This window comes from Acinetobacter brisouii CIP 110357 (assembly GCF_000488275.1).
GTDB classification, from domain to species: Bacteria; Pseudomonadota; Gammaproteobacteria; order Pseudomonadales; family Moraxellaceae; genus Acinetobacter; species Acinetobacter brisouii.
Genome location: NZ_KI530764.1, coordinates 120,782 through 136,157, shown reverse-complemented (window position 1 = coordinate 136,157; position 15,376 = coordinate 120,782). Strand labels below are relative to the sequence as shown.

Below are 15,376 nucleotides of genomic sequence, written 5' to 3'. Positions count from 1 at the left end.
AAGGAAAATTAATTTTTAGATGAAAATATGAACAACAACACCGTGTATAGAATAAAGCGTGAAACATTGATCAAATCATCAGCGTGCAACCTGATAATAAATAAAAAAGCCTCATCAGGGATGAGGCTTTCAGTTTTTAAAAATATTGATTTATATAAAATAACTTCGCGTAAATATAATTTTTGAGTTGTAAAAAAATTAAAAACTATACTTCATTTTCATAAAGACTATCTTGGCTGAAACTTGTATCGGCGAGGGGATCGGGATTTTTAAAACCATAGATCAATACATACCACATCGCCATGGATAACCAGCATAGTGGTCGTAATTTCTCTGTAACAGGAAAACTAATCAGAATCATGCAGCCAACACAAATCAGTACACCCCATGTAATCAGTTTGCGCTGTTGCACGATATCCAATTGACTTGTCAAAATCATATAAGACAGTGTCAATAACGGTAAAATAAGTACACCAAAATAATGACTTTCTGCAATCGGTGTAATCAGTAATGACCAAATCAGAAAAGCACTAATCAAACGTATTTTGTCTAACTGGTTTTGTATACGCATGGAAAAACGATACATAGAAACCAAAGAAAAGAAAGCCATGCTTGCAACGAAATAATTGACCCAAGCTGCTGGAACAGACAAGGTCAAGAACAGTGCTTCAAAGGACTGATTTCGTGACTTGGTCGTATCAAGCAACTGTTGATAGAGATCTGTATTTGACTGTCGGTCTACATTTGATTCAACAGCCTTTGAGCCAACCACATGGAACCAGTTCATATAGTCGTTCAATGTCGTATGAAAACCAATTTGTAAAGAAGGCAATAACAGCCCCATAACAAGTAATGCAAAGGCAAAGGCAAAGGCATAATTCCATTTTTTCTTAAAGATAAAATACAGGATTAAACTGGCAGGAAAAACTTTAATTAATGTGGCAAAAGCGAATGATATTGCTGATAAAACTACCCGATTTCTTTGGCTATAATAAAAAGTTGCAATAGAAAAGAAAATAACAAATTCAGACGCCTGACAACGCATAATGCCAGACAGTAGCAAAACGCATAAGGATAATAAAGGTAAGGCAAAATACAAAAATCGGGTATTTTCTTTAGTTTCAATGCCGAGCATGCGGATGGAAAAGACAAGGCTAAAGTAGATCGCTAGAATTTCCAGAACATACCAAATAAAAGCACCTAAGGCTAAAGGCATTAAACTAAATGGCACCATCAAAATGGCAAAAGGCGGCAGATACACATAGCGCCAGCCACGGATATTTTGCACGTGATAAAGATCCAGTTGATAGAGAATCGCCTTGCCTGCTTCTGTATACACGGTAAAATCTGTACGCTGGATATCATTCCAAGCCACTCGATAAACTGTTGAATATGCAAAGATTAAAATAATTAGTGTAATCAGTACATAATAATAAGTTCGAAATTTTGCCATTGGTTCATGCATCAGTTGGTAGGTTAAAAGAATTTGCTCAGATATAATCCAATACGAAAATTAACGGTTAATTAATAATTAAGTATAGTTTCACGTAAATTTATGGATTCGGCTCTGCTAGCTTTCGCTAGGGGATATAGACTTGGCTCGTAGATAATAACCAGCTCTTTTACTTAGTGACTTAGGTTAGTCCCTAGGCTTCTTTTTATTCTGCATAATGACCCGTGTTAATTGGGTTTTACCCGAGCCACAAAATCTCTGGATTTATGTGTGACAAGGTGTACAAAAAAACGTTTAAAAATTGATCATTTTTACCCGCAAAAAGTGTAGTTTTTTCCGATCATGAAAGCCTTATAAGGTATATTCATGTCTGCTCAAACAACACTAACTTAATTATTGGAAATTTATTACATTATTGATTAATGTATAATGATATTATCATGGATGTTTTTTTAATTTTTGCATGATTTTAAAGCTGACCTTTGATCCAAAATATTAGTTTTTGGGTGCTGCTCACTATTGCAGCGTAAATAGAATTCTAACTAACTCACAGAGAGTATATGCTGCAAAAAAACAAATCCATTTTTGTCTTTATTGTTCTCACTGTAGTGATCATGAATATTTTCATGATCATGTTGTTGGCGTATACTTTGTATACTTCACGTGAACGCAAAGAAGCGGAAGTTCGTACTAATGTAGAAAATTTAACCTTGCTGCTTGAAAAAAGCATTAGTATCAGCTCAAGGGAAATCGATCTATCTTTGCATACGCTACAGGCTTATGTAGAAAAAGAATTACGTGACAAAAAACACATAAATAATAATGAAATTAATAATTTACTTCAAAGACAACAAGACTGGATCAGTTATGTAGCGAGAATTAATATCACAGATGAAAAAGGTCAAGTCCAATTTGGTCATAGTGATATTGGTCGTAGGCTGAATTATGCAAATTATAGTGTCTTTAAAGATGCCCAACAACGCAATGAGAATCAGCTGTTTGTCACCAAACTGATGAGAGACCCCAATGGTCAAGGTTGGGTTCATCTATTTGTACGACGCTACAACCAGCCTGATGGAACGTTTGCTGGCGTTATTACTGCCACATTGCCAGCCAGTTACTTTAATAATCTGATTACGAAACTGAATGTAGGCTCTAAAGGTGTAGTGCTGGTTCAAGACCTGGATATGCGCATTATCGCACGCAATCCGATGCTCGAGACCTTGAATGGTCAGGTGGGGGGTGTTGGCGGCCCACCGGAACTATCTCGACTGGTTCAGTCTGGCATACACTCTGGCACCATTTATACACGACGTACCACAGATAAAGTGCCGCGTATTGGTACTTTTCGCATGTTAACTGGCATGCCTGTTTTTGTCGTAGTTGCTCTCGCTGAACAAGATTATCTGGCGCAATGGTATAATGACGTCATCAAAGCCGTCTTGTTAGAGTTTATTTTCCTCTTGGTGACGACGATTGCTGCTGGGTTACTTTGGCGTCAAATTCAGGCGAGTTTTTTTGCCAATCGTCGTAGTCAGATGTTATTGCGCAATGCTCATGACGGTATCCATGTCCTAGACACTCAAGGCAGACTCATTGAAGCGAGCGAGTCATTCTTTCGAATGATCGGCCATACGCCAAAAGAAGTGATTGGTCAAACGCCATGTTATTGGGATGCCTATTATAATCAAGCCGAGATTCAAGACCTTATTAAAAATGATATTCGCACGCCGGAAGGTATCCGCTTTGAAACTTTTTACTATAATGCTCAAGGTGAAGCCTATCCCGTAGAAGTCAGTTTAATACTGGTACATATTGATGACTACGAAGTATTTTTCTGCTCTGCACGCGACATTACCGAACGTAAAAAAGCAGAAGAAAATCAGCGTATTGCAGCGGCTGCATTTGATTCCCAAGTTGGGATGCTGATCACTGATCCAAACCTGAAAATTTTACGTAGCAATCGGGCTTTTACAGAAATTACAGGTTATAGCCAGCAAGAGTTGATTGGACAAACCCCTCGTATCCTACAATCTGGAACGCATGAAAAAAATTTCTATGCCACCATGTGGGATCATATCCGTAGTACAGGCTCCTGGCAGGGTGAAATCTGGAATAAACGTAAAAATGGAGATCTATACGCACAGTACATCCTGATTGCCAATGTACGTGATGAAAAAGGTCAGACAACCCATTATGTCGCATCGATTACCGATATTTCGGCTTATAAAGCGTCAGAAGAAAAAGTACGCCTGTTGGCATTGTATGATTCTCTAACCAAGTTGCCAAACCGCCGCCTGTTTTTAGAACATCTTGAACAGAGCATACAAGAAGCTGAAATGAAAAAGCGGCTTGGCATACTGCTGTGTATTGACCTAGATAATTTTAAAGCCTTAAACGATACGAAAGGTCATGAAACAGGAGATCACTTATTACAACAAGTGGCAGCTCGCCTGTTAGAGTGTGTCGGGGCAAATCATATGATTGCTCGCCTTGGAGGGGATGAATTTGCGGTGCTGCTTGATCAGATAAGTGCATCTGAATCAGAAGCTATCCAGCATGCGGAAATGGTCGCAAAACGTATTTTACAGGCACTTGCTCAACCATATTTCTTTGAAAACTCAGAATATCGCAGTTCTGCCAGTATCGGGATTAGCCTTTTTGGGATGGAGGCGCATGAAAATGTTCAGGATCCGCTTAAACGTGCAGACATAGCAATGTCTGAAGCAAAAAACTATGGTCGGAATACTTATCGGTTCTTTGACCCCTCGATTCAATCTCAGGTTCAGGAACGTGCCGAAATTGATGCTGGACTGCGTCAGGCATTAGAAAAAAATCAGCTTGTGCTGTATTACCAGCCACAAGTGAATCATATGCAACAGGTGACTGGTGTAGAAGCCTTATTACGTTGGCAACATCCAACCAAAGGACTCATTTCACCTGCCATTTTTATTCCGATTGCAGAAGAAAATGGCTTCATTATTCCACTGGGCAAGTGGGTGCTAGAAACAGCCTGCCAGCAATTAAGTGCATGGGCCAAGCACCCCAAAACAGCCAAACTCAGCATAGCCGTGAATGTAAGCGCTAGCCAGTTCGCTCGCGATGAATTTGTCCAAGATGTGATCGAAATTCTGGAACACACACAAGCTCCAGCACATTTACTTAAACTGGAACTCACTGAAAGCGCTTTAGTGATGCGTATAGAAGATGTGATTGCAAAAATGATGGTTCTTAAACGCTACGGAGTCATGTTCTCTCTAGATGATTTTGGCACGGGCTATTCTTCTCTTGCTTATCTAAAACGAATTCCAATTGATCAATTAAAAATTGATCAAAGTTTTGTACGCGATATTGTGGTCAATTCCAACGACGCTGAAATTGCCAAAATTATCATTGTCTTGACCAAAACTTTTGGAATTTCTGTACTGGCTGAAGGCGTAGAAACTGAAGCGCAACGTGATGTATTGGAAAAATATGGTTGTTATGATTACCAAGGCTATTTGTTTGCTAAACCGATGCCAATTTATGAGTTTGAGCAATATTTATTGTTTCAGAAAACGCAGAGTTAAATAGTTGAGTATCTATCACGACAGTTGTTGCTGAATCTAGAGTGGTTACTAGACTCTTTCATAATACCCTCTTTATTTTTCTCCCATAGGGAGAAATAAAAAGGATTTATTAAAGAAATCTACTATAAGAATATTTTTTATATTCAGTAGGTTAATTTAATCTTAATTTTTTTGAATGGTATGTTTTTTCACCAGCTCAAAATTTTTCTGCCATTGCAGTTTATACAATAAATAAATCTTTAGCTATCAGAATAGAATCTGGCAATCCGCAGAAATTATATTATCCGCAGTCCATAGAAAGTAAAAGAATATTGTCTGGTACTCGTACCTGAATCACGACAACCGCAAGCGTCAAGAATGGTTGAATTGCGAGAGTTGTGACCGATTGACCATGCAAATCACAATCCATCACTCGTTATGATGAAATGGATGATTAGGTTTATTTTAGATACTGGAAGTTTTTTGATGGAGAGACATTGGTAGAAAATAGTTACATTTTTCGAGAAAAATAAGTAGTGATTGTAATACTGACGTAATAAGTTAAAGGTTAAGTTATAGCCTGATAAAAAATAAATAAACATCTATTTTTAATATTTAAATAAATGAGTTTAAAGGTAAAACGTATGTCTGAGAAAAAGGTTGCACTTGTTACTGGCGCTTTGGGTGGGATTGGTAGTGAAATTTGTCGCCAGTTGGTTGCTGCAGGTTATAAAATTATTGCAACAGTTGTTCCACGTGAGGAAAATCGCGAAAAACAATGGTTAATCAATGAAGGTTTTAATGAAAGTGACGTACGTTTCATTTTGACAGACCTGACCAAGCATGAAGAAGCAACGGTGGCGATTAACGAAGCAATTGAGGCAGAAGGTCGTGTGGATGTACTGGTCAATAATGCAGGTATCACCCGCGATGCCACTTTCAAAAAAATGACCTTCGAGCAGTGGACACAAGTGATTGATACCAATTTAAAAACTTTATTCACCGTGACACAGCCAGTCTTCCTTAAAATGCTGGAACAGAAAAATGGCCGTATTGTGAATATCAGTTCGGTGAATGGCTTGAAAGGTCAGTTTGGTCAGGCAAACTATTCAGCGACAAAAGCGGGAATTATTGGTTTTTCCAAAGCGTTGGCACAAGAAGGCGCACGTTCTAATATCTGTGTTAATGTAGTTGCTCCAGGTTACACCGCAACGCCGATGGTAACCGCAATGCGTGAAGAAGTCGTTAAGAGTATTGAAGATCAGATTCCATTGCAACGTTTGGCTCGACCAGAAGAAATTGCGGCAGCGGTGTTATACCTAGTTAGTGATAACGGTGCTTATATTACGGGTGAAACACTGTCAGTGAACGGTGGCTTGTATATGCAATAAGGTGTGTCATATTAATGACTCATTTGATGTTTTTTTAATAATGTAATGATACTAAATCATAATTCTACGGAGAAAATGCCCATGCTATATGGCGAAATGTTTGCAAACATGAATAGTCAATATAAAAACATGTTTGAACCTTATGCAAAATTTAACAGTCTGATTGCTAAAAACTTTGCCGATTTAACCAATTTACAATTAGATGCTGCTCGTCAATATGCAGACATCACTTTGTCGCAAGTGTTTGCAAACAGCGAAGTTAAAGATATGCAAAGCATGGTTGGCTGTTGTACCAAACAAATGGAAACCATGACCAAGCTTAGCCAGCAAATGATTGAAGATGGCAAAAAACTGGCTAGCCTAACTGCTGAATTCAAATCTGAATTCGACAAGTTGGTTAGCGAATCTATGCCGAACACTAAATAACACCAATCTCAGACCATGACATATCAAGCTCAACACACGGGGAAGTGCTAGTCACTTCCCCGTTTTTCATAGTGTCGCTGATGCAAAGGTAAGGTCATTAACCAGATGGAGAGGTGAAATGGAGAAAAATATTCTTCAGTTTAATCAGAATGTACAGAATTTTTTTAATGTACATGAAAATATGTGGGAAAAAGTACAAGAGTTTTACTACGGTAAAAACCCATTAAATGAGGCACTGGCAAAGGTCAATAATGATGACATGGCAGTGTTCTTTGAAGCATTGGTCAAGAATCCGACGCGGTTGATGGAAATGCAATGCAAATGGTGGCAAGGCCAGATGCAGATTTACCAAAATGTCATGCTACGTGGTGTAATGGGGAGTCAGGTGGAACCCTTCGTGAAACCTGAAAGTGGTGACCGTCGGTTTACCAATCCATTGTGGCAAGATGAACCAAATTATGACTTGTTAACGCAGTCTTATTTACATTTCAGCAAATTAGTTCAAGACATGCTGGATGTTGTGGATGGCATTCCTGATAAAGTTCGCTACCGCATTCATTTTTTTACCCGTCAGATGATCAATGCTTTTGCACCAGGTAATTTCCTGTGGACTAATCCTGAAGTGATTCAGCAAACGATTAACGAACAAGGTGAAAATCTAGTTCGGGGTATGGAAACGTTTTATGATGATCTGATGAACAGTGGAAAGTATTTGTCTGTACGCATGACCAATAATGACTCGTTCAGTCTGGGTAAGGACTTGGCATACACATCAGGTGCTGTGGTATTTGAAAATGAATTATTTCAGTTACTGCAATATGAAGCTGTGACTGAAACAGTTCATCAAACGCCGATTTTAGTGGTTCCACCATTTATCAATAAATATTATGTACTTGACTTGCGCGAACAGAATTCGTTTGTGAACTGGTTACGCCATCAAGGGCATACAGTGTTTATGATGTCGTGGTGTAACCCGAAGGCAGAGCAAAAAAATATCGCCTTTGATGATCTTGTTGTTTCTGGAACTGTCGAAGCTTTACGGGTCATCGAAGAAATAACGGGTGAGAAAGAAGCAAACGCAATTGGCTACTGCATCGGTGGTACTTTATTGGCTGCCACACAGGCCTATTATGTCGCTAAGCGTTTGAAAAATCATGTCAAAAGTGCAACTTATCTGGCGACATTGCTCGATTTCGATAACCCAGGCAGTTTAGGTGTATTCATCAATGAACCCGTGGTTTCAAGTATTGAAACCTTAAATGAACAAATGGGTTATTTTGATGGTCGTCAGTTGGCTGTGACTTTTAGCTTGTTGCGTGAAAATACCTTGTATTGGAACTATTACATTGAAAATTACCTGAAAGGTAATGATCCTTCAGATTTCGATATTTTATATTGGAATAGTGATAGTACTAATATTCCAGCCAAGGTGCATAGTTTCCTTGTGCGTACCCTGTATTTAAACAATGATTTGATTCAAGCAAACAAGATTAAAATTAATGGCGTTAGTTTAAATTTATCGCGAGTCAAAACGCCAAATTTCTTTATTGCAACACAAGAAGATCATATTGCACTTTGGGATGCCTGCTTTAAGGGTGCAACTTTCTTAGGTGGTGAATCAACATTGGTACTGGGTGAGTCAGGTCATGTAGCGGGGATTATCAATCCGCCAAACCGTAACAAATACGGCTGTTATACCAATGCTGCACCTTACACAAACAGCAAAGAGTGGTTAGACGGTGCGCAGTTCCATTCCGAATCCTGGTGGTTACGCTGGCAGGAATGGGTTGCACCGTATGCAGGAGAGCAAGTGCCAGCACGTGTTCTGGGTACAGAAATCTACCCTGTAAAAGAAGCAGCTCCAGGTCGTTATGTGCAGGTTAACCTGTTTTAAGTACTCAAACTTGTCATGGATATGAGTTGCATTTTCACAGAAAAATGCAACTCACCATTTGATTTTTATTTAAAAAAAACATTTAAAATTTTAGGAAACACAATGAAAGAAGTCGTAATTGTTGCAGCAAAGCGTACCGCAGTGGGTAGTTTTCTTGGTGGAATCTCCAGTGTCAGTGCGCCTCAATTGGGTCAGGTTGCCATTCGTGCAGTCTTGGATGCCGCAGCAGTCAAGCCAGAACAGGTTGATCAGGTGATTATGGGCAATGTATTGACGGCAGGCGTGGGGCAAAACCCTGCACGTCAAGCAGCAATTGCAGCAGGAATTCCGATTACGGTACCCGCGTCAACCTTAAATGTGGTATGTGGCTCAGGACTACGTGCTGTTCATTTAGCGGCTCAGGCAATTGTTTCAGGTGAAGCTGAGATTGTTGTTGCGGGCGGTCAAGAGTCGATGTCGCAAAGTGTGCATTTTATTCAAATGCGTAATGGTCAGAAAATGGGCAATGCCCAGCTCGTAGATAGCATGGTTTATGATGGCTTGACCGATGTTTATAACCAGTATCACATGGGCATTACTGCAGAAAATATTGTAGAAAAACTCGGACTTAACCGTGAAGAGCAAGATGCATTAGCTTTAACTTCACAACAACGGGCGGCTAAAGCTCAGGCTGAAGGTAAATTTTCTGCAGAAATCGCGCCAGTTTATGTGCCACAGCGCAAAGGCGAACCTTTGGTTTTTGATCGTGATGAATATATTAAAGCCGACACCAATGCTGAAAGTCTGGCTAAATTGCGACCAGCATTTAAAAAAGATGGCAGCGTGACTGCAGGTAATGCATCGGGTATTAATGATGGTGCAGCAGCAGTGTTGGTGATGAGTGCAGAAAAAGCTGCAGAGCTAGGCTTGCAACCATTGGCACGCATTAAAGCCTATGCCATGTCAGGTGTTGCGCCAGAAATTATGGGTTTAGGTCCAGTTGAAGCAGTGAAGAAAACCTTGACTCGTGCTGGCTGGAGTCTAGATGAAGTGGATTTAATTGAAGCAAATGAAGCTTTTGCAGCACAGGCATTAGGTGTGGCAAAAGAACTTGGTTTAAACATGGATAAAGTCAATGTCAATGGTGGTGCGATTGCATTGGGTCACCCGATTGGTGCTTCTGGTTGCCGTATTTTGGTCACTTTATTGCATGAAATGCAGCGTCGCGATGCCAAAAAGGGATTAGCGACTTTATGTATTGGCGGGGGTATGGGCGTTGCCTTGGCGGTAGAATCTGTGTAATCGTGTCTTGTTTATTGTATCCAGTGAATCATTTCACTGGATACTCACCCATATATGAAACTGGGTTTTGCATAAGAAAATAAATAGAAAAAATCCGACTATCTATAAAGTAATAAGTGATGCGGAAGTAATATTTCAGAACAAGATTTTTTATAATCATATTACTGAATTATCTTGTTTTTTGGCGATTTCACGCTAATGGTTATATTAAAAACCGAGCTGAACTATCATCACAGTCATTTATTTTAATTTTCATTTTTAGCATTAACTTGTGGTAACTGATCTAATTCCAGCTCCTTTGCTGGTTGATTTATGGATATCGGCGCATCGGTTCTGACATGAGGCTTAAAGGTTTGTTTTTGACCATTCACTGGTTTTTTCATATGAATAGGTCGGTAGTTTTTGCTAAAGACCACACCACCAAGACGCCAGCCATCTAAACAGGTCACACTCCCCCAAAACCGCTTTAAGGATTCTACCTGTACACCAATCAGACCTTTATCGTTGTCGATATCGACCATCTTGTCGCCAGTGACTCCCGTTGGGTGTACAGGCTCGTTATATAAGGCCGTTTTGAAAATAACATCCCAGATGGCAAATACTTGTCCAAAATTACAGTTATGCAGCGTTGGGCGTTCAGGCACAAAGTCCATATGGTGTAAGCGGTGAAATTCTGGGCTAACAAAAATTTTGCCAAAAATTGGACCAAAGCCAATACGCACATTGGCATGGGAGAAATTTTGTACCAACTCACCCAGCAGCATTAACCAAACAAATTCTTCACCAGATACGCCCCAAAATATCCCCACGCCCGCTAAAACAAACGACTGTCCCATTCCATCTAGATAATTGGTACGATCATTGGTCCAGCAACTCATTTGACGCTGGCTATGGTGGAAGCTATGCATTGCCCACCACCAAGGCACAACGTGTTGAATACGATGCATCCAGTAATAAACTAAATCATACGTTAAATAATAGAGAATAAAAAACAACCAAGTATGTTCTTTTAGCCATGGAAATTGAGATCTCATACTCCAACTGGTGTCATCACTCACTGTAGGTGAAACACCACTAAAATAATTGACAATTGGTGTCATGATCAAAAAGGCAAACAGCGGAAATAAGCCGACCAACATTAGCCAGGTTAAATGAAAATCTATGCGTGCATAACGACGATCTGCCCACTTTTCAGCGGGAATCAAATTTTCCAAGGGGCGAAATAAACCACCAATGATCAGCAACTGTAACCCACCAATCATTAAGGTTGCTGCGATATCTGTGGGTGAATCGGTATATTTCGTAATGTCTAAAAAATTAAGAATAGGCAAAATTGCATAATGACCTAACCAAATAGCGCATTGCTCCCAAAGAGTCGCTATTTCAGATAACATATTCACTCCATCTACACCAATAACCACGCTCTACGAGCTAGCCATAGTCTTGCTAATGTTTGTTCGTGCAACTACTTTTTGTGTCTATAAATAGTTAATAGGCATGAAATTAAAATTTCATTAAGAAATTCACGATGCTCTAAAAACAAGAGTAATAAAGCGGTCTTATTGAGGTTTCGACCATTTTGGATGATGGTCATTAATCATATACTCATGTATATGCACGCCATTGACTTGGTGCTGCAACAAGTGCTCATGATCTGGCGGTAAATCATCATGGCGGTGTGGTAAAAATGTCTCATCTCGAGATGACCATAAAGACATCGCTAGAGTTAATGCACCAGTCGCGATAACAGCCATAGGAATAAAGGTCTGTAAAGTCCCAAAATGAGTGCTCAACCACCCCACCAAAGGGTAGGTAATCAACCAGCAAGCATGTGAAAATGCAAATTGTGCAGCAAATAACGAGGTTCTATTTTCACTCGCAGCAGACTTACGAATAAGGCGACCTGTCGGTGTCTGTGAAGTAGAATAGCCAACGCCTAAAATAAACCAGAGTACAAGCAATCCAGTATATGAAGTGACAAAGTATCCGCTAAATAAACCTAAAACCAGTACTGTGGTTCCAGTTAACATGACCGATCTGTCTGAAAATTTATCGAGTACTTTAGGCAAAATAAACGCTGATAACATAGAACCCAAGCCAAATAGTCCAAAAGCCCAAGTTGTCGCGTGCTCAGTTAATTTAAACGTTGATTGAACCAACACCACGGTATTGACAATAACCACAGCACTCGCAGACGCAATGGCAAGATTTAATGCCAATAAAGCCTTTAGGCGAGGCGTATTAAAATAGATTTTTGCACCTTGCTTGATTCTGCGGTAGACCCCTTTAAATTCAGGTTTTTTTGCTTGAGGTAATTTCGCACTCACAACAAAAAGAGCTGAGCCAATAAAACCAATGACAGTCCCTAGAAATAAATTATGATAGTTAATATAAGTTAATAAAAAACCCGCTAGCATCGGGCTAATAATATTTTCCAGATCATACGCTAAACGGGAAAGAGACAACGCATTGGTATATTCTCTTTCTTGAGGCAATACATCTGGAATCATGGCCTGAAATGTCGGTGTGAATGCAGCAGAAGCAGATTGCAACACAAAAATAAGGATATAAATCTGCCAAATCTGAGTGACGAAAGGCAAACATAAAGCCGTCAAAGCTCGGATGATATCCAGAGTGACGAGAACTTTTTTGCGTGGTAGCCTCTCTGCAAATGCAGAAGCGACTGGTGCAACACCAATATAAGCAATCATTTTAATTGCGAGAGCAATACCCAGTACCTGAGCTGCTTGTCCTCGTGCAAGATCATATGCCTGTAAGGCCAACGCGATAGTAATCAGCCCTGTTCCAACCAAAGCAATCACTTGAGCTAAAAATAAATGCCTATACGTTATATTTTTTAACACTTCGAGCATCTTATGAATTCCTGATAGCATCTACATTGGTGTTCAGACGGCTGAATATATGCTCCTAAGATTGGATATAGCTTAAATATGAGATGTGACTGAGCATTGAAATGAGTAAAAAGCTGGATCAGTTCAATCACAGAAAAGAAAATTGAAATCTATTTCAATGCAGCGTAAAAAATAAAATTTTAAACATTTATTGTTACCGCTATTTTGCGGTAAACATTGGAGGAATTTTTATTTATCCTGCATTTCCGCCCAGTCTGTAGCATTCGTTTTAAGCGCCAGCGCAGTATAGCCCTGCTGCTTTAAAATCTGAATCGCATCGGCTGTCATAATACAATAAGGTCCTCGACAGTATACAGTCACTGGAACATTTGCTGGAAGCTCATGCAAACGTTTTTTGAGTTCAGCTAAAGGAATAGATTTAGCAAACGGAAAATGAGCATGATCAAATTCATTTTCTGGGCGCACATCAAGAATAATCATTTCTCCAGCTTTCGCTTTTTCTAATAATGTGTGCTGGTCTTCACTGTAGCTTTCACCTTCTAGCTGACTTAGATGCTGTAAAGCATCCTGTAATTCAAACAGGCGATCTTGGGCAAAATCTCGCATGAGATTCAAAAACCGTGGAACTTCTGCGCTGGCAAGACGATAAATGACCTGCTTACCACGACGCTCGGAGTTGACCAAACGCGCTACACGTAATTCTTTTAGATGCGCACTCGCCAGCTTTACGCTGATATTTGCCTCATGCGCCAACATTTCAACTGGCTTACTGACCTGTAATAGTAAATCGAGTAATTCAAGTCGTTTTGGATTTCCAAGGACTTTAGCAATGCGAGCTAACTGTATGTAGAGTTCTAATTTAATTTCGCGCGCATTCGTCATTGTTGCATCCTCTTACCCAATTTTTGAATCGCTCTCATTTTGGCATAGTTAAATCTCCAAAACCAACATTCCAATTATCTTTAGAATGTTTTATATTAAATCAACAACCCCACTAAAAATGAATTGAATGACCATGTGACTGTGAAATTTAATTTACAGGTGTGCAATTTTCACAGCGCACGGATAGGTCAAGATCAGGAGCACTCCCCATGCCGAAATTCAATGTATCTGAGTCAACGTACAGGTATGGTATTCGTGAAAACTTAGCTCAAGTTGCCTATCAGCTCTTACAAGTCTTTTTGGTTGGTTTAACCATTGGGATGTTTCGTACCGTTGTACCTGCTTTAGCTGAAGATGAATTTGGGGTATCCAAAGGTTCTTTTATGCTGCTGACTGCTTTTGTCGTGGCATTTGGTTTTGTCAAAGGTACTCTCAATTTTGTTGCTGGGCGTTGGTCGGAACGCATTGGGCGTAAAAAAGTCTTGATTTTTGGCTGGCTGATTGCCGTCCCGATTCCATTTCTGATTTTTTTTGCCTCTTCATGGAACTGGATCGTTGCAGCAACCATTCTGCTCGGCGTCAATCAGGGCTTATGCTGGTCGATGACACAAACCTCAAAAATGGATATGACCCGTGCTGATGAGCGCGGTTTAACGATGGGGTTAAATGAATTTTCAGGATACATTGGCGTTGCCTTGGCGGGTATTTTGACCAGTTATATGGCACTCATATGGGGAGCACGGTTGGGGTTACTGATCTTTGGTTCAGTCGTGATCTCGTTAGCACTCATACTGGCGTTTTCTCTTGTAAAAGAAACTCAAGAATGGGCTAGAACTGAAGCGCAGCAAAGCTTGAAAAAACCGCAGCACCAGCAATCATCTAAAGCACTTGGCAACTTCCCAACACATCCAACTACAGCACAAATGTTCTATTTGATGAACTGGAAGGATCGGCGTATGGTGGCTTTTTGTCAGGCTGGGATGGTGGAAAAATTTGTCGATGCTTTGGTCTGGGTCTTTTACCCAGTATTTCTGCATCAACGTGGACTGAGTTTAAATGCGATTGGTTGGATAGTCGGGATATATGGTTTTGTCTGGGGAATTACACAATTGCTTACGGGCAAGCTGTCCGATCATATTGGTCGGATGAAACCTATCGTTTGGGGAATGTGGATTTGCGGGCTAGGTGTTGGACTCATGCTGATTCGGGATGGAATGATTTGGTGGTCTGTTAGTGCCGCAATCACTGGATTTGGTATGGCTTTATTGTATCCCAATCTCGGAGCTGCCGTTGCTGATCTATCACATCCAAACTGGCGGGGTTCAGCGATTGGTATTTACCGCTTTTGGCGTGATCTGGGCTATGGCGTCGGTGCATTAAGTTTTGGTGTGATTGCACACTTTGCTGGTGCTGTTACGGCAGGTTTCTGGTTCGTCAGTATTGCCATGCTGTTCTCTGGAATGCTAGTCATGCTATGGGGTGAGGAAACTCATCCAAATATTCATTAAATCATAGACACATACTTTCAGGCATCCAAGTCAATGTTTACTGAAAATAAATGAGAGATAAGATCCACTTTTTCGAGATTATTTCAGCATGATCATGTTATGAATGTTATGAATGTTATG

General features: G+C 40.0%; 10 protein-coding genes. 6 read left to right on the top strand and 4 right to left on the bottom strand.

What is annotated here, in order from left to right; all coding sequences use genetic code 11:
- Window positions 1–205: 205 nt before the first annotated feature.
- A complete protein-coding gene (locus P255_RS13715; protein ID WP_228127492.1) occupies window positions 206–1,453 on the bottom strand; it encodes a glycosyltransferase family 87 protein in 1,248 nt (415 codons plus the stop codon).
- A gap of 560 nt (window positions 1,454–2,013) precedes the next feature.
- Here P255_RS13715 and P255_RS13710 point away from each other — a divergent pair.
- The 5 genes from P255_RS13710 (at window position 2,014) to P255_RS13690 (ending at window position 9,993) form a co-directional block, all read left to right on the top strand.
- Window positions 2,014–5,022 carry a bifunctional diguanylate cyclase/phosphodiesterase gene (locus P255_RS13710; protein WP_004898243.1) on the top strand — a complete coding sequence of 1,003 codons (3,009 nt, stop codon included), beginning with the start codon at window positions 2,014–2,016 and terminating at the stop codon, window positions 5,020–5,022.
- A gap of 623 nt (window positions 5,023–5,645) precedes the next feature.
- A complete protein-coding gene (phbB, locus tag P255_RS13705; RefSeq protein WP_004898245.1) occupies window positions 5,646–6,392 on the top strand; it encodes a beta-ketoacyl-ACP reductase in 747 nt (248 codons plus the stop codon).
- Window positions 6,393–6,437: 45 nt separating this feature from the next.
- The gene (locus tag P255_RS13700) at window positions 6,438–6,818 is read left to right on the top strand and encodes a phasin family protein (protein WP_322783558.1); all 381 of its coding nucleotides are present in this window, start codon (window positions 6,438–6,440) and stop codon (window positions 6,816–6,818) included.
- Between the two features lie 118 nt (window positions 6,819–6,936).
- A complete protein-coding gene (phaC, locus tag P255_RS13695; protein WP_004898248.1) occupies window positions 6,937–8,712 on the top strand; it encodes a class I poly(R)-hydroxyalkanoic acid synthase in 1,776 nt (591 codons plus the stop codon).
- A 102-nt stretch (window positions 8,713–8,814) separates the two neighbouring features.
- Window positions 8,815–9,993 (top strand): acetyl-CoA C-acetyltransferase, encoded by a 1,179-nt coding sequence (locus tag P255_RS13690; protein WP_004898249.1) that lies wholly within the window; start codon window positions 8,815–8,817, stop codon window positions 9,991–9,993.
- Between the two features lie 245 nt (window positions 9,994–10,238).
- Here P255_RS13690 and P255_RS13685 read toward each other — a convergent pair whose 3' ends face one another.
- From P255_RS13685 to P255_RS13675, 3 genes are all read right to left on the bottom strand, one after another.
- Window positions 10,239–11,387: a sterol desaturase family protein gene (locus tag P255_RS13685; protein WP_004898251.1), complete on the bottom strand. Its 1,149-nt coding sequence runs from the start codon at window positions 11,385–11,387 to the stop codon at window positions 10,239–10,241.
- A gap of 165 nt (window positions 11,388–11,552) precedes the next feature.
- Complete coding sequence (locus P255_RS13680; RefSeq protein WP_004898252.1) at window positions 11,553–12,866, bottom strand: MFS transporter; 1,314 nt, start codon at window positions 12,864–12,866, stop codon at window positions 11,553–11,555.
- Between the two features lie 228 nt (window positions 12,867–13,094).
- A complete protein-coding gene (locus P255_RS13675) occupies window positions 13,095–13,748 on the bottom strand; it encodes an ArsR/SmtB family transcription factor (protein WP_004898254.1) in 654 nt (217 codons plus the stop codon).
- A 209-nt stretch (window positions 13,749–13,957) separates the two neighbouring features.
- Here P255_RS13675 and P255_RS13670 point away from each other — a divergent pair, with 209 nt between their 5' ends.
- On the top strand, window positions 13,958–15,256 hold the full coding sequence (locus tag P255_RS13670; RefSeq protein WP_004898257.1) for an MFS transporter: 1,299 nt from the start codon (window positions 13,958–13,960) through the stop codon (window positions 15,254–15,256).
- Window positions 15,257–15,376 lie beyond the last annotated feature (120 nt).